At 67.2% G+C, this 14,873-nt stretch carries 15 protein-coding genes and 1 tRNA gene; 4 read left to right on the forward strand and 12 right to left on the reverse strand.

The genetic code is table 11. The features are described 5' to 3' along the window. Window positions 1-25: 25 nt before the first annotated feature. From rimP to J2848_RS09800, 10 genes are all read right to left on the reverse strand, one after another. The gene (gene rimP / locus J2848_RS09755) at window positions 26-526 is read right to left on the reverse strand and encodes a ribosome maturation factor RimP (protein ID WP_149229221.1); all 501 of its coding nucleotides are present in this window, start codon (window positions 524-526) and stop codon (window positions 26-28) included. A gap of 264 nt (window positions 527-790) precedes the next feature. Then, window positions 791-1,528: a tRNA (guanine(46)-N(7))-methyltransferase TrmB gene (gene trmB, locus J2848_RS09760; RefSeq protein WP_149229220.1), complete on the reverse strand. Its 738-nt coding sequence runs from the start codon at window positions 1,526-1,528 to the stop codon at window positions 791-793. Window positions 1,529-1,677: 149 nt separating this feature from the next. Beyond that, the gene (metK, locus tag J2848_RS09765) at window positions 1,678-2,859 is read right to left on the reverse strand and encodes a methionine adenosyltransferase (RefSeq protein ID WP_301311583.1); all 1,182 of its coding nucleotides are present in this window, start codon (window positions 2,857-2,859) and stop codon (window positions 1,678-1,680) included. A 255-nt stretch (window positions 2,860-3,114) separates the two neighbouring features. Next, entirely contained in the window at window positions 3,115-3,609 is a 495-nt protein-coding gene (locus J2848_RS09770) for a helix-turn-helix domain-containing protein (RefSeq protein WP_149229218.1), read from the reverse strand. 130 nt (window positions 3,610-3,739) lie between these two features. After that, entirely contained in the window at window positions 3,740-5,353 is a 1,614-nt protein-coding gene (lnt, locus tag J2848_RS09775; protein WP_246193587.1) for an apolipoprotein N-acyltransferase, read from the reverse strand. A gap of 142 nt (window positions 5,354-5,495) precedes the next feature. Continuing rightward, entirely contained in the window at window positions 5,496-6,452 is a 957-nt protein-coding gene (locus J2848_RS09780; RefSeq protein ID WP_149229216.1) for a hemolysin family protein, read from the reverse strand. Continuing rightward, window positions 6,449-6,955 carry an rRNA maturation RNase YbeY gene (gene ybeY / locus J2848_RS09785; protein ID WP_149229215.1) on the reverse strand — a complete coding sequence of 169 codons (507 nt, stop codon included), beginning with the start codon at window positions 6,953-6,955 and terminating at the stop codon, window positions 6,449-6,451. The genes J2848_RS09780 and ybeY overlap by 4 nt, the downstream gene beginning before the upstream one ends. Continuing rightward, window positions 6,952-8,046, reverse strand: a complete 1,095-nt coding sequence (locus tag J2848_RS09790) for a PhoH family protein (protein WP_170306924.1) — start codon at window positions 8,044-8,046, stop codon at window positions 6,952-6,954. Before J2848_RS09790 ends, ybeY begins: the two co-directional genes overlap by 4 nt. Beyond that, on the reverse strand, window positions 8,043-9,437 hold the full coding sequence (miaB, locus tag J2848_RS09795; RefSeq protein ID WP_149229214.1) for a tRNA (N6-isopentenyl adenosine(37)-C2)-methylthiotransferase MiaB: 1,395 nt from the start codon (window positions 9,435-9,437) through the stop codon (window positions 8,043-8,045). Before miaB ends, J2848_RS09790 begins: the two co-directional genes overlap by 4 nt. Before the next feature lie 192 nt (window positions 9,438-9,629). Continuing rightward, window positions 9,630-10,325: a GNAT family N-acetyltransferase gene (locus J2848_RS09800; protein WP_149229213.1), complete on the reverse strand. Its 696-nt coding sequence runs from the start codon at window positions 10,323-10,325 to the stop codon at window positions 9,630-9,632. Between the two features lie 445 nt (window positions 10,326-10,770). Between J2848_RS09800 and apaG the strand changes: the two genes are divergently transcribed. The 3 genes from apaG (at window position 10,771) to ybaK (ending at window position 12,798) form a co-directional block, all read left to right on the forward strand. Continuing rightward, window positions 10,771-11,163: a Co2+/Mg2+ efflux facilitator ApaG/CorD gene (apaG, locus tag J2848_RS09805; RefSeq protein WP_149229212.1), complete on the forward strand. Its 393-nt coding sequence runs from the start codon at window positions 10,771-10,773 to the stop codon at window positions 11,161-11,163. A gap of 384 nt (window positions 11,164-11,547) precedes the next feature. Next, entirely contained in the window at window positions 11,548-12,222 is a 675-nt protein-coding gene (gene folE / locus J2848_RS09810; protein ID WP_253568605.1) for a GTP cyclohydrolase I FolE, read from the forward strand. A gap of 93 nt (window positions 12,223-12,315) precedes the next feature. Further along, on the forward strand, window positions 12,316-12,798 hold the full coding sequence (ybaK, locus tag J2848_RS09815) for a Cys-tRNA(Pro) deacylase (RefSeq protein ID WP_211103041.1): 483 nt from the start codon (window positions 12,316-12,318) through the stop codon (window positions 12,796-12,798). 27 nt (window positions 12,799-12,825) lie between these two features. Here the strand turns inward: ybaK and J2848_RS09820 are convergent. Further along, window positions 12,826-12,902 (reverse strand) — tRNA-Arg (locus tag J2848_RS09820). A 91-nt stretch (window positions 12,903-12,993) separates the two neighbouring features. Next, window positions 12,994-13,800 (reverse strand): DJ-1/PfpI family protein, encoded by an 807-nt coding sequence (locus J2848_RS09825; RefSeq protein WP_211103040.1) that lies wholly within the window; start codon window positions 13,798-13,800, stop codon window positions 12,994-12,996. 83 nt (window positions 13,801-13,883) lie between these two features. On the opposite strand from J2848_RS09825, the gene J2848_RS09830 reads away from it, so the two are divergent. Continuing rightward, the gene (locus tag J2848_RS09830; RefSeq protein ID WP_149229211.1) at window positions 13,884-14,855 is read left to right on the forward strand and encodes a GlxA family transcriptional regulator; all 972 of its coding nucleotides are present in this window, start codon (window positions 13,884-13,886) and stop codon (window positions 14,853-14,855) included. The last annotated feature ends 18 nt before the right edge of the window (window positions 14,856-14,873 follow it).

A 14,873-nucleotide genomic window follows, 5' to 3' on the forward strand; every position in this document is an offset into this window, starting at 1 on the left:
AACGCGTCCTGATTGGACGGGTCCGTCAGTGTTCCAGGCCCTCCTGCTGCTCCTGGCTGGCGCGGATCAATTCGTCCGTCAGCACCAGCTTGGCGCGCAGGATGTTGTCGAACTCCAGCCGGGCGGCTCCCTGTTCGGTGTCGATGCACACGAGGCCGTCCTCGACGCCCTTCAGCATGCCCTTGAAGCGCTTGCGGCCGTCGATGGCCATGCGGCTTTCCAGCCGGGCTTCGAAGCCGGCGAAGCGCTCGAAATCCTTGAGCCGGGTCAGCGGCCGGTCGATGCCGGGCGAGCTGACCTCCAGCGTGTAGGCCTCGCGGATCGGGTCTTCCACGTCCAGCAGGGCCGAGACGGAACGGCTGATGTCGGCGCAATCCTCGACAGTCATGGGCGCGCCGTCGGCGCGCTCCGCCATGATCTGGAGAACCGACCGCTGGCCGCCGGAGATCTGAACGCGCACGACCTCATAGCCCATGGCTTCGACCGACGGCGTGATGATCTGTTCGATGCGACCTGTAGCGTCCATTCCACCTGACCCAAAGCCTGCGGCCGGGATCGAACCGGACGAGGTTTCCACAACAAAAGGTTCAACAAGCGCGTGGTTCCACACGCTCATAAAAAAATAAGTGGGCAAAAGCCCACCCGCAAAGCGTCTCGCCGGCCCGGTTGCCCGGGCCGCCGATCCGTATGGGTTCTCAGAGGGTGAATATAGTCATTCCGCCCGATGCCGCAAGCCTTTTCCGGCCTGATCGCTGTGACCGGCCGGAATCTCAAGCGGAACGGGTATGCGTCAGCCCCGCGGGCGGCGGACGAACCGCATGAAGACCGGCTTGCGGCCGGCGGCGATGGCCTTCTCCTCGTAGCGCGTCGCCGGCCAGTCGTCGGGGCGGATGCGCCAGTCGGAGGGGCGGCGTGCCGTCCATTCGAAATCGGGATGCTTCACCGTGTGTTCAAGCATCCAGCGCACCAGACCCATGTCGTCGCTGGCCAGCCGCAGCTCTGCGCCGTCCTTCAGCACGCGGGCCAGCCGCGGCAGGTTTTCCGGCCCGATGAAGCGGCGGTCGGCGTGGCGCTTCTTCGGCCAGGGGTCGGCGAACAGCACGAAGGCGCGGCCGACCGAGGCGTCGGGCAGGGCGTCGAGCAGCGGCCGGGCATCGTCGGGCTGGATGCGGACGTTGTTCAGGCTCTCGTCATCGACCATGCCCAGCAGGCCGGCGATGCCGTTGAGGAAGGGTTCGGCGCCGATGATGCCGACATCCGGATTGTGCGCGGCCTGCCAGGCGAGGTGATGGCCCATGCCGAAGCCGATCTCCAGCCAGACCTCCCGCTTCGGCGTGTCGAACAGACCGGCGGGGTCCAGGCGGTCGCCCGGCTTCGGCAGCGGGATCTGGAGTTGCGGCAGCAGATCCTCGATCAGGCTCGTCCGGCGCTTGCGCAGGGGACGGCCCTTGCGCCGGCCGAACAGCCGGTTTCCGGTTTCGGTCTGCGGAGCGTCGTCGGTCGGTTGGGCGGTTTTGCTGTCGGTCATGGCAATTTGGTATGGGTGGCCGGTGCTGCTCGAAAATCGGCGGTGCGGGGCGCGGTGCCGGCGAAAAACGGGCTTACAAAAAAAGACGGCGGGGGCCGTTTCCAGCCCCCGCCGTCCCGTTCAGGTTCCTGATCCGCCGGTTCGGCCGATCAGAAGGCGCCGCGCAGGGCGTCGACCAGATCGGTCTTCTCCCACGAGAAGCCGCCGTCCGCCTCGGGCTCGCGGCCGAAATGGCCGTAGGCCGCGGTGCGGGCGTAGATCGGCTTGTTCAGGCCGAGATGCGTGCGGATGCCGCGCGGGGACAGGTCCACCAGCTGCTGGAGGATGTCGGACAGACGGTCCTCGTCGACATTGCCGGTGCCGTGGGTGTCGACATAGACCGACAGCGGCTTCGACACGCCGATCGCGTAGGAGACCTGGATCGTGCACTTCTCCGCCAGTTCCGCCGCGACGACGTTCTTGGCGAGATAGCGGGCGGCGTAGGCGGCCGAGCGGTCGACCTTCGTCGGGTCCTTGCCGGAGAAGGCGCCGCCGCCGTGCGGGGCCGCACCGCCGTAGGTGTCGACGATGATCTTGCGGCCGGTCAGGCCGGCGTCACCGTCCGGGCCGCCGATGACGAAGCGGCCGGTCGGGTTCACGTAGAGGTGCTTCGGATCGCACATCCAGCCGTCCGGCAGGCAATTGACGATGTGCGGCAGGACGATCTCGCGCACGGCGTCCTGGTCCAGCCCCTCGGCGTGCTGGGTCGACAGCACAATGGCGGTGGCGCGGGTCGGGCGGCCGTTGACGTACTGAAGGGTGACCTGGCTCTTGGCATCCGGGCCGAGCTGCGGGGCGGCACCGGAATGGCGCGCCTCGGCCAGCGACTTCAGGATGGCATGGCTGTAGTAGATCGGCGCCGGCATCAGCGCCGGGGTCTCGCGGCAGGCATAGCCGAACATGATGCCCTGGTCGCCGGCACCCTCGTCCTTGTTGCCGGCGGCGTCGACGCCGACGGCGATGTCGGCGGACTGGGAATGGACGAAGCACTTGACGTCCATCTTCTCCCAATGGAAGCCGTCCTGCTCGTAACCGATGTCCTTCACCGCGGCGCGGGCGACCTCGACCAGCTGGTCGGCCTTGATGCTGTCGGGGCCGCGCACCTCGCCGGCGAGGACGACCTGATTGGTGGTCGCCAGCGTCTCGACGGCCACGCGGGCCTGCGGGTCGTGCGAAAGATAAAGATCGACGATGGCGTCGGAAATGCGGTCGCAGACCTTGTCGGGATGACCTTCCGACACGGACTCGCTGGTGAAGACGTAGTTCAGCTTTGCCACGGGAAACCTCGGCATTCGGCGGCGCGCTATTTCATGAGCCGAAACGGCAGACCGGTACAGCGGCCGCAGACACCGGTCCAAAACCGGTTTTGACAAGGAATCATGCCGGGGTCAAGCAGACTACCGGCGGTAAGGCCTCGGGCCTATCACCGCAGGCACCACACGAAGGGGGGGACACGGACGCGCCGTGCCTTCCCCGTTCGGTGGGTATCACATGCCGTGGCGGCCGGCAGGAGGTACTGACGGGAGTTGCCGGCTGTTGCTCTCTGGTTACTCTGCGGCTTCCGCAATGGCGGCGCTGGCCACAGCCTTGGTCAGCTCGAACAGGCGCTTGCGCACCGACGGATCGTTGATCTTGTAGTAGGCGCGGACCAGTTCCAGCGTCTCGCGCTTGGCCATCGGGTCGGGCTCGTAGGTGCTGGCGGACCGCTCCTCCGAGGCACCGGACTCATCGTCGTCCTCGACGCGGGCGGCGGCCGCTTCGGCCGGCATGTCGTCGAAGAAGAAGGAAACCGGCACGTCCAGGACTCGGCTGAGATCGAACAGACGCGACGCGCCGATGCGGTTGGCGCCACGCTCGTACTTCTGCACCTGCTGGAAGGTCAGGCCGATGGCCTCGCCCAGCTTTTCCTGGCTCATGCCGAGCAGCGTGCGGCGGAGACGGACGCGGGATCCGACATGGACGTCGATGGGATTCGGCTTTCCGGTCTTCGGACGGCCCGCACCCGCACGGCGCCCGCGCGGCGCCCCAGTTTCAGTCTGCATCTCGTTTATCCCTGTAACGGTTGTGCAACCTAGTTACGACATATCCACGTATGCAGTCAAGCCCGCTCCGGTCAAGCCGGTTACACGAAATTGTTCTGCCGGTGGAGGGCGGATTGCCCGTATTGCTGCGTCACCGGTGATATCGCGAGGCCAGGGCCGCGATAAAACAGCCCAGAAGCACTATGCCGAAGATCCAGTCGCCCATGCGGGCATAGGCTGTGACACCGACAGAAGCTTTCGGCAATGTGGTATCGATAAAGCCACGCTCACCCAGTCCGAGCAATTGTCGCACACGACCGTAGGAATCCACCACCCCGGATATTCCCGTATTCGCCACCCGGACGAGGGGCAGTCCCTCCTCCACCGCACGCACCTGATTGATGGCGAAATGCTGGTGCGGACCGGCGGTGCGGCCGTACCAAGCGTCATTGGTCAGGTTCAGCAGCCATTGCGGCCGGTCGGCACTGTCGACCACGGCGCCGGGGAAGATGCTCTCGTAGCAGATCAGCGGGCTGAAGGGAGGCAGGCCGGCCACCCTGTCCGCCAGATGCAGGGTGCGCGGACCGGGGCCGGGGGAGAACTCCGCCCCATTGCCGGCGATGGCGCCGACCGGCAGCCATTGCCGCAGCGGCATATACTCGCCGAACGGCACGAGGTGGAACTTGTCGTAGTCGGCGGCCACGGCGCCGCTGCCGTCCACCGCCACCATGCCGTTGAAATAGCGGCGCTCGCCGTCGGCATCGACCGTCGTGCGCGGCGCGCCGGTGATCAGCAGCCCGCCCGGCGGCGTGACCGACCCCATGGCCTGCCGCACCCGCGCATCCTCCTCCACGAAGAAGGGCACGGCGGTTTCCGGCCAGATGATGACATTGGGCGGCGGGGTGGCGGGATCGGTCGGCGGGGCGGCCGACAAGGCCAGATGGCTCTGGAAATTCTGCACCCGCTCGGCCGGTGCCCATTTCAGCCGCTGGTCGATCGCCGCCTGGACCAACCGCAGCCGGATGCCCGGCACCGGCTCGTCGACCGCGCCGGCCAGCCTCCAGGCGCCCCAGCCGCCGAGGACCGCCAGCAGCGCCAGACCGGCGGCAACGGCGGCACGGGCACGGCCGGGCGTGGTGTCGCGGTCGGGCAGGGCGGCGGGCAGCGATGCCACCAGCACCGTGACCAGCGTCAGCCCATAGATGCCGACCAGCGAGGCGGTTTGCAGCACCGGCAGGACCCCGACCCAGCCATAGCCGATCAGGTTCCACGGGAAGCCGGTGAAGACATGGCCGCGCAGCCACTCCCACAGGCACCAGCAGGCGGCGAACAGCAGCGGCCGTCCCAGCCCGGCGCCGAAGCCGCGGCGGCGCAGCAGCTGGAAGGTCAGGGTGGCGCCGCCGCTGAACATAGCCAGCAGGATCGGCAGGCCGACCGCCGACAGCGGCAGGGCCCACCAGAAGCGTTCGATGTCGGTGAACAGCGCGGCGCTGATCCAGTAGAGACCCAGCAGGTGATGACCGAAGCCGAAGAACCAGCCGACAGCGAAGGCGCCCTTCTTCGTCTCCACGCCCTCAAGCAGCCAGATCAGGCCGGGAAAGGCGACCAGCACCACCGGCATCAGGTCGGCCGGCGGCAGCGCCAGCGTGGCGAGCCCGCCGAGCAGCGCCGCGGCGGCCGGCCTGCGCCAGCCGCTCAGCGCGGCCAGCCGCGCGGAAACGCGGCCCAGCCGGGCCGGGACGGGCAGGGTGTCGGTGGCGGTCAAGGCGGAAACTCCGGCAGCGGCGGGGGGCGGCGCCATAGGTGCAGGGCGGGCGGCGCCATAGGTAATGTGGCCGGGCAGGGGTGCCAAGGTGCTTGTGGGCGGGACTGTGTTGTGGGGGTGGGGAGGCCGGCCCCCCATCCCCTTATGCCGTCTCCGCCAGCTCCGAACTGTTGGCCGGCACGTTGTGAACCCGCAGACGTTTCAGGCGGCGGGAATCGGCATCGACGATCTCGAACTCCAGGCCCGAGGGATGGACCAGCCGTTCACCCAGCCCCGGCACGCGGCCGGCGATGGAGACGACCAGACCGCCGAGCGTGTCGATGTCCTCGCGCTCCTCCTCGGTCAGGACCGGCCCGACACGGATCTCGAAATCCTCGATCGGCAGGCGGGCGTCGGCGATCAGGCTGCCGTCGGGACGTTCGACCAGTCGCGGGGCCGCGGCCTCGTCATGCTCGTCCTCGATCTCGCCGACGATCTCCTCCACCAGATCCTCGATGGTGACGAGGCCGTCGATGCCGCCGAACTCGTCCACCACCAGCGCCATGTGCTGGCGGGTCTGGCGCATCTGCACCAGCAGGTCGAGCACATGCATGGAGGGGGCGACGATCTTTGCCTCGCGGATGATGCCGGTCAGGTCCGGCTTCTGGCGCAGTCCTTCGGCGGAGACGGCCTGTCTGGCCATCAGGGTCATCACATCCTTGATGTGGATGATGCCGACCACGTCGTCCAGGGTCTCGCGGAACACCGGCAGGCGGGAATGGCCTTCCTCGGCGACGCGCTGGACCAGGGCGGGGAAGGGGGTGTCGATGTCGACGGCGATGATGTCGGCGCGCGGCACCATGACGTCGGCGACGGTGCGGTCGCGCAGCTTCAGGATGTTGGTCAGCAGCGCCCGCTCACCGGCACCCAGCGAATCCTCGCCGTCCTCGCTGGCCGCATCGTCCAGGCCGGAGATCAGCTCTTCGATGGTGCCGCGCAGGGACGTATCCTCGCGGCCGCCCCAGACGGTGCGGAGCCACCCCTTGAACAGGTGGCCCAGGGAATGGTCTTCGGCCCCGTGGTCATCACGGGGCGTGCGACTGTCGGATATATCGCTCATCGGTCCGGCGGTTGGTGGTTGGCGGCGTATGGATCGGCGATTCCGAGCGTGGCGAGCAACCGGGTTTCCAGCGCCTCCATCTCCTCGGCCTCGTCGTCCGTCTCGTGATCATACCCCAGCAGATGCAGAACACCATGCATCACAAGGTGAGTCATGTGGTCCTGCAAGCTTTTCCGCTGTTCGGCGGCTTCGCGTGCAACCGTTTCATAGGCGAGGATGACGTCGCCCAGCATAACCGGCACGCCCTCCTGGGCCTCCGGCTCCTCCGCCTCGGTCAGGGCGAAGGACAGCACGTTGGTCGGCTTGTCCTTGCCGCGATACTCGCGGTTGAGCCGGTGGACCAGTTCATCGTCGGCCAGAACCACCGAAAGCTCGGCCGGGCCTTCCTCGTCGTCATAGGCGGCACCCAGCGCGGCGAGCGCCGCGCGCTCCGCCAGCCATTCGGCATCCTCGGCCCAGTCGCCGGCTTCACGTGAAACAGTGATGTCGACCGCGGTGGTCATTCCGGTTCTCCAATGATCCCGGTGTTACCGATGGTCGTTTCGGGTACGGAACCAGAGCGACGGGCCTGCCTGCGTTCCGCCTCGCGGGCATCGGCCTGATCATAGGCGCGGATGATGCGGGCCACCATCGGATGGCGGACCACATCGGCATCGGTGAAGCGGACGAAGCGCACGCCCTCCACCCCGCGCAGGATGTCCAGCGCGTCGCGCAGGCCTGACCGGGTGCCCGACGGCAGGTCGATCTGCGAGATGTCGCCGGTCACCACCATCCGCCCGCCCTCGCCGAGGCGGGTCAGGAACATCTTCATCTGCATCGGCGTGGTGTTCTGCGCCTCGTCCAGGATGACGAAGGCGTTGCCCAGCGTCCGGCCGCGCATGAAGGCCAGCGGCGCGATCTCGATCTCGCCGGACTCCAGCCGCTTCTTCACCTGTTCCGCCGGCAGCATGTCGTGCAGCGCGTCGTAGAGCGGACGCAGGTAAGGATCGACCTTCTCCTTCAAATCGCCGGGCAGGAAGCCCAGCCGCTCGCCGGCCTCGACCGCCGGGCGCGACAGCACGATGCGGTCGACCTGCCCGGTGGTCAGCAGGGCCACCGCCTGCGCCACCGCCAGATAGGTCTTGCCGGTGCCGGCCGGGCCGAGGCCGAAGACCAGCTCGCTCTCCGCCAGGGCTTGCAGATAGGCGGCCTGGGTCGGGGTGCGCGGGGTGATCGGGCCGCGCCGGCGGGTGCGCAGCGCGATCTCGGCGCGGGTGATGGTCGCCTGCGGGCCGGGCGCGCGCGGCTCCTCGCCGCTTGCAATACCGGAGAAGCCGGCCTCGGCGGTCGCCATGCGGACGGCGCCGTCGACCTCGCCGCCGTCGATGGTCTGGCCGCGGCTCAGCCGGCCATACAGGCCGTTCAGCGCCGTCCGCGCCGTCTCGGCGGCCTCGGCCGGCCCGGAGATGGTCAGGGTGTTGCCGCGCGAGATCAGCGACACGCCGAGAAGGGATTCGATGCGGGCGAGGTGGCGGTCATGCTCCCCGTACAGCATCGGCAGAAGACGGTTGTCATCGAATTGAACGTCGATGCGCCGTTCGGGCAGACCGTTCAAGCGCTTGCCTCCAAGGTTACGGCAGGCTGGAAGGGAAAAGCAGTGGTGTGTTCACCCGTGACGACGGTGCCGGCGAGGCTGTTGGCCCGCGCGGCGTCGACCCGCACCTCGACGATGCGGCCGAGCAGCCGTTCGTTCGCCTCGGCATGGACCGACTGCATCCACGGGCTGCGGCCCAGCAGCTGGCCGTCGCGGCGGCCGACCCGGTCGAACAGAACCGGCACGCTGCGGCCGACGAAACCATGATTGAAGGCGATCTGCTGGGCGTCCAGCAGCTGGCGCAGCGCCTCCAGCCGCGCCTCCTTCACCTCTTCCGGCAGTTGGGATCCCTCGACCGAAGCCGGGGTGCCGGGGCGCGAACTGTATTTGAAGGAGTAGGCCTGGGCATAGCCGATGTCGGTGACCAGCTTCAGCGTCTGGGCGAAATCGGCGTCGCTCTCGCCGGGGAAGCCGACGATGAAGTCGCCGGACATCGCCAGATCGGGCTTGGCCGCGCGCAGCCGGTCGACCAGCCGGCGGTAGTCGTCGGCGCTGTGCTTGCGGTTCATCGCCGCCAGGATGCGGTCCGACCCGGCCTGCACCGGCAGATGCAGGTAGGGCATCAGCTGCGGCACTTCGGCATGGGCGCGGATCAGGTCGTCGGCCATGTCGCGCGGGTGCGAGGTGGTGTAGCGGATGCGTTCCAGCCCGTCGATCTCCGCCAGCTCGCGGATCAGCCGGCCGAGGCCCCAGCTCTTGCCGTCCGGCCCGTCGCCGTGCCAGGCGTTGACGTTCTGGCCCAGCAGGGTGATCTCGCGCGTGCCGCCGGCGACCAGCCGCTTCGCCTCGGCCAGGATCTGGCCGGCGGGGCGGGAGAACTCCGCACCACGGGTGTAGGGCACCACGCAGAAGGTGCAGAACTTGTCGCAGCCCTCCTGCACCGCCAGGAAGGCGGTGACGCCCTGGGCACCGGATTCCTCCGGCAGCAGGTCGAACTTGGATTCGGCGGGGAAATCGGTGTTCAGCACGCTGCCGGCGGCACGGCTGGCCTTCGCCACCATCTCCGGCAGGGTGTGGTAGGTCTGCGGGCCGAAGACCATGTCGACGAAGGGGGCGCGGGCGACGATCTCCTCGCCCTCGGCCTGGGCGACGCAGCCGGCGACCGCCAGGATCATCCGGCCGTCCTCGGCCTCCGCCTTGCGGTCTTTCATCTGGCGCAGCCGGCCCAGTTCGGAGAAGACCTTCTCGGCCGCCTTCTCGCGGATGTGGCAGGTGTTCAGGATCACCATGTCGGCGCCGTCCGGCTCATCGACCGGTTGGTAGCCCAGCGGTGCCAGGACGTCCGCCATCCGGGCGGAGTCGTACACGTTCATCTGGCAGCCCCAGGTCTTGATGAACAGCTTCTTGGTCAACCCGCACCCTTCCGCTTGGAACAAAAACGAATAGCGCGCTCACGATGATGCGTGGCGCGCGGCACGCCGTCGGTCCGGCGTCGCTCCTGAAAAGATGGTATCGCGTGTGGGGCGAATCGAGTCAATCCCGCTTCGCCCCACCCATGTTTGCAAGCCTATGCTTTCCGCACTTCGGACCAAGGGCCGGAAAGGTCACGCCGCCCCGGCCTGAAGGCCGTCGCGCCAGAACCAGTCGGTCCGGCGCACCCGGTCAGTCCAAAGTCGCTCCGCCGCCGTCCGGCTGAACAGGGCGCTGAAAGGGGCGGGGGTGTCTCCCGCCAGCACCGGAGTCATGACCGGCGTCAGCACCGGGGTGGCGCCGATGGCGACATCCCGCGTATCCGCCTGTTCCGGCTTGCCGATCATGCCGGCGGCACCGGCCAGCGAGCCTTCGACCAGTTCCAGGCCCAGCAGCCGGTTCATGTCGACCGGACCCGGCATCTCCATGCCCAGGGTCAGGGCGCGGGAGAAGCCGAACCGCTCGTAATAGGGGGCGTCGCCGACCAGGATCACCGACTTGTGGCCCAGCGCCACCGCCTTGTTCAGGCTCATCCGGATCATCTTGCTGCCCAGCCCGCTGCCCTGGAGGTGGGCGGCGACCGCGATGGGCCCCAGCAGGATGGACGGGGTGGTGCCGCCGACCAGGATCGGCCAGTAGCGGATGGTGCCCACCACCACCTCGTGCCCATGCTCGTCATGCTCGATGGCGACGAGGTTCAGGGCGGGGATGGAGTCGACGCCGTCGCGCAGCCGGTAGGCGGTCTTGCCGAAGCGGTCGGGACCGAAGGAGGCGTCCAGCAGGGCTTCGATGGCGGCGGCGTGCTTGGGCTCTTCGACGGTGATGATCATGCGTGGGGCTCCCGGCGGGAAGAAGGTCTTCTCAGAAGGCTTCTGAAGGGCGGATCGCGCCGCCGCCGGAAGGCCGGGGGTGTCAGGTCCCCGATGTGCCTTTGGCGTTCGCACGCGACCCAAGGACGGCCGCAACCGCGATGCGCGGTGCGAGGCTCCGTCGTCGGATGCGAAGGGCGTGCGAACGAGACATGGACAAGGCTCTTCGGCCGTTGCTGGGACTTGCGCATATATCATCGTCGCCCCCCCGTCGCAAGACCGTGGAGACCCTGATGCGATGCATGACTGTGTCCATCTGGATGCGGTCCTGTCGCAGGATTGTCCGGACCGCTTCTGGACAGTGCGGAGGGGGGACTTTATTCTGTGGCCAACCGCCGCCCGGCTACCCGGACTCCCCGGCCGCCGGCCCGTTTCAGGCCAGTGCCGTTCATTCGGATCTTCCGTCATGTACACCGCCGTCACCCACGACATCCGCGTCACCGTCCAGCCCGTGTTCCTGGAGGACCAGTCCGCTCCGGCCGAGGGTCGCTTCGTCTGGGCCTATCATGTCCGCATCGAGAATGAGGGCAACGAGACGGTGCAGCTGCGCACCCGCCACTGGCGCATCACCGACGCCATGGGCCGCGTGCAGGAGGTGAGGGGCCCCGGCGTCGTCGGCGAACAGCCGGTTCTGGAGCCGGGCGACCATTTCGAATACACCAGCGGCACCCCGCTCGGCACGCCGTCCGGCATCATGGCCGGCACCTATGGCATGGAGGGGAAGGACGGCCGCGCCTTCGACGTGACGATCCCGGCCTTCTCGCTCGACAGCCCGCACCAGCCGATGCAGCTGAACTGACCGGAAAATCCGAACGTAAGCAAATAATACAATAGGATTTGTGTGGATATTGGAAGAAATTAACACGCGGCTTTGACAATCCGCATGGCTGCCCGTACTTTGCCCATCGCTTGAAGGCCATGGGGCCGGCGCTATCTAAGAGCTTCCAAATGGCGCTTGGCGACAGAAACCGGGCGGAAACGGGAAGGCGGGCGCCGCCACTCCGTGCATAGATGGCTTCTTTCCGTCTTGCGGGCCGTTCGGTTGATCCGCCGAGGCGTCGGCTCCGTACTGACGCCAGACACGAGTGACGATAGAGACGATGGGCGTATTGCGCGGCAGCCGTCGGTTCGCGGCCGATGACCCACGCAGGGCGTTTTCCCAGTTATGGAAAGGATGTTTCCCGTGACGGCTACCAAGACCCCGCACGCCAAGCCTCCGGTGGTCGACAACGTGCTCCGCGGCCCCGGCCTGTCCCGGCCGGATGCCGCCGCCCGTCCGTCCCGCGCCGAGGCGGAAGAGGCGGTGCGCACCCTGATCCGCTGGGCCGGCGACGACCCGGCGCGCGAAGGGCTGGTCGGCACGCCGGACCGCGTCGTCCGCTCCTACGAGGAATTCTTCGCCGGCTACGGCATCGACCCGGTCGAGATCCTGTCGCGCACCTTCGAGGAGACCGACGGCTACGACGAGATGGTCGTGCTGCGCGACATCCGGGTGGAGTCCTATTGCGAGCACCACATGGTGCCGATCATCGGCAAGGCCCATGTCGCCTATCTGCCGCGCCGCCGCGTCGTCGGCATCTCCAAGCTGGCGCGCCTGGTCGAGGCCTATGGCAAGCGCCTGCAGATCCAGGAGAAGATGACGGCGCAGATCGCCAACACCATCGACGAGGTCCTCCAGCCCGAGGGTGTCGCCGTGGTGGTCGAGGCGCAGCACCAGTGCATGACCACCCGCGGTGTCCACAAGACCGGCGTGACCATGGTGACCAGCCGCATGCTGGGCGCCTTCCGCACCGACCCGTCGACCCGCCGCGAATTCCTGACGATGATCGGCAACCCGTCCTCGCGCGGGATGGAGTGAGGATCTCGCTCCTCCCCTCCGGGGAGAGGTCTTTACACCCAAAGCGCTGCCTGCCAAGCTCCCGCCGCTTTTTCCCAGTGAGCGGTGTGGAGCATGGCGGCGAAGGTGACACCGGCAGTCAATGCGGCGAAGGCGGCGGGCGTCGCCTTCCGGCTGATGGAATACGAGTACGACCCGTCGGCCGATGCCATCGGCCTGCATGCCGCCGAATCGCTCGGGCTCGATCCCGCCATCGTCTACAAGACCCTGATCGTCCAGCTGGAGCCCAAGGCGCTGGCCTGCGCCGTCATTCCGGTCGCGGCCAAGCTGGATTTGAAGGCCATCGCTGCGGCGGCCAAGGCGAAGAAGGCCGATCTGGCCGACCCGGCACTGGCGGAAAAGACCACCGGCTTCCTGGTCGGCGGCATCAGCCCGCTGGGCCAGAAGAAGTCGTTGCCGACCTTCATCGACGCGAGCGCCGAAGCGCTGCCGGAAATGGTGGTGAATGGCGGCCGGCGCGGCTTGCAGATCGTGCTGGCGCCCGCCGATCTGGCCAAGGCGACGAAGGCGGCGGTCTGCGCCATCGTTGCACACTGAACCGTCGCGCTTTGAAAGCGGAATTGGTGGTGACCCCGGCAGGACTCGAACCTGCTGCCTCAAGTTTAGGAAACTCGCGCTCTATCCTGATGAGCTACGGGGCCACTTGCGCCGCACCTTAACGGTTTCGCCGGCAAGGGGAAAGCGGCTTTTGGTGAGGCTGTGAAATGCACGCGGGGTATCCAGGCAAAAGCGTCAGTTCGATCCGCGCATGCGCGCCGCCGCCAGGGCAACCTGCTCCTCACGCTTGAGGCGACGCTTCTTCGTGTCGGCAAGCACGGCCTGCACCACAGGCTGCGGCGACGTATAGGGTGTGCCACCCTTGAACGGGGGTTCCGGGTCGTATTCCATGGCGAGCTGGATTTTCATCGCCACCTCTTCGCCCGCAAGATCGCCGACAACCCGCAACGCCATATCGATGCCGGAGGTTACGCCGCCCGCCGTATAGAGGTTGCCGTCCCTCGTCATGCGATCGTTCGAGACCGTGGCGTCGAATTGCGTCAGCAGGTCACGCGCCTGCCAATGTCCGCCGGCGCGGCGGCCTCGCAGGAGCCCCGCGGCACCGAGCAGCAGGGAGCCCGTGCAGACTCCAAACACATACTTGGCTGTTGCCGCCTGGTGCTGGACGAAAGCGATCCATGCCGGATCGAGCATCGCCGTATCGATACCGGTTCCTCCCGGCACGACGATGATGTCGCATGGCTTTGCGGTCTCGCGCGTCGCGTTGGGCAGCAGCCGCAGCCCGCGGTCCGTACGGACGGGATCCATGGTCGCCGCGACAAGATCGACCGTCCATCCGGGCGTACGCGCCAACACTTCGAACGGACCGGTGATGTCGAGTTGCACCATGTCGGGCACGGTGACGATGTTGCAGTGCATCCCCTGCTTCGAGGGACCTGATGCTGCCCCGTCATTTTCCGCACCGCGCGCAAGATGACCGCCGCCGACGATCATGGAAACGGCTGCGGCAATGCCGAAGGTTTCCCGACGTGTGAAATCCATGGCAATCTCCTCTCATGTATTGACAGCTTCATTTCCTTTGGGAAATCTGTGATTATCATTCACAGACAAAGGATATTCTGTCCATGCCAAACACAGACCAGAAAGTGCCAAGTCGATTGATCTTGATATTGGCGTTTCCCGGCGTCCAAATCATCGACGTCGCCGGGCCGACCCAGGTGTTCACCACGGCGAACGAGGAAGGGGCGACGCCGCCCTATGATGTGCGGGTCGTTGCCTTCGCGGACGGGCCGGTCGAAACCGCGTCCGGGGTCGGGCTGGTCGCGACCGCAATCCCTGCCGTGGAGACGGTCGATACGGTCATGGTGCCGGGCGGACCCGGCGTTCACGAGGTCCGCCAGGATCCCGGATTCATTGCCGCTCTCCAGGCCCTGCTTCGACGCGCGGAGCGTGTCTGCGCCGTGTGCACCGGGGCGTTCCTCCTGGCTGAAACCGGTGTTCTCGACAAGCGCACCGCGGTCACGCATTGGCGCTCCTGCGAGCGCTTCGCTCGGGAATTCCCCTCGATCAGGGTCGACCCGGCCCCGTTGTTCATGAATGACGGGCCGATCTGGACGACGGCGGGCGTCACCGCCGGGATCGACCTGTCGCTGGAGTTGGTCCAGCGGGATCACGACCCTGCGCTTGCAGCGCGCATCGCGCGGCGGCTCGTCGTCTACATGAAGCGGCCGGGCGGACAAAAACAATACAGCGAACCGTTGGCACTGCAGATCGCCGACGCATCGCCTTATCGGGAGTTGACTCAGCGCATCGTCAGCAATCCCGTGGCGGACTGGACCGTGGAGAGGATGGCCGGAATCGCCGGTCAGTCGTTGCGAACCTTCCATCGCCGCTTCCAGGCGGCGACGGGAGCAACTCCGGCCGAAGCCGTCGAAAAGGTCAGGTGCGAGTTGGCCCGATCCCTCCTTCACACAACCGACCTCGGCTTCGGGCAAATCGCCGCACAGACCGGGTTCCATTCCGAGGTCGGCTTACGGCGGGCGATGATCCGCCAATTCGGGATCGGACCGAACGAGATGCGCAAGCGCTTCGCCTGACCCGGGAGATCGGTTCCG

It is taken from the genome of Azospirillum lipoferum (assembly GCF_024170005.1).
Lineage (GTDB): Bacteria > Pseudomonadota > Alphaproteobacteria > Azospirillales > Azospirillaceae > Azospirillum > Azospirillum lipoferum.

Excerpts from the sequence above, each read along its gene's own strand:
- rimP (WP_149229221.1), bottom strand. The coding sequence starts at position 526 with ATGGACGCTACAGGTCGCATCGAACAGATCATCACGCCGTCGGTCGAA.
- trmB (WP_149229220.1), bottom strand. The coding sequence starts at position 1,528 with ATGACCGACAGCAAAACCGCCCAACCGACCGACGACGCTCCGCAGACC.
- metK (WP_301311583.1), bottom strand. The coding sequence starts at position 2,859 with ATGCCGAGGTTTCCCGTGGCAAAGCTGAACTACGTCTTCACCAGCGAG.
- J2848_RS09770 (WP_149229218.1), bottom strand. The coding sequence starts at position 3,609 with ATGCAGACTGAAACTGGGGCGCCGCGCGGGCGCCGTGCGGGTGCGGGC.
- J2848_RS09780 (WP_149229216.1), bottom strand. The coding sequence starts at position 6,452 with ATGAGCGATATATCCGACAGTCGCACGCCCCGTGATGACCACGGGGCC.
- ybeY (WP_149229215.1), bottom strand. The coding sequence starts at position 6,955 with ATGACCACCGCGGTCGACATCACTGTTTCACGTGAAGCCGGCGACTGG.
- J2848_RS09800 (WP_149229213.1), bottom strand. The coding sequence starts at position 10,325 with ATGATCATCACCGTCGAAGAGCCCAAGCACGCCGCCGCCATCGAAGCC.
- apaG (WP_149229212.1), top strand. The coding sequence starts at position 10,771 with ATGTACACCGCCGTCACCCACGACATCCGCGTCACCGTCCAGCCCGTG.
- ybaK (WP_211103041.1), top strand. The coding sequence starts at position 12,316 with ATGGCGGCGAAGGTGACACCGGCAGTCAATGCGGCGAAGGCGGCGGGC.
- J2848_RS09825 (WP_211103040.1), bottom strand. The coding sequence starts at position 13,800 with ATGGATTTCACACGTCGGGAAACCTTCGGCATTGCCGCAGCCGTTTCC.
- J2848_RS09830 (WP_149229211.1), top strand. The coding sequence starts at position 13,884 with ATGCCAAACACAGACCAGAAAGTGCCAAGTCGATTGATCTTGATATTG.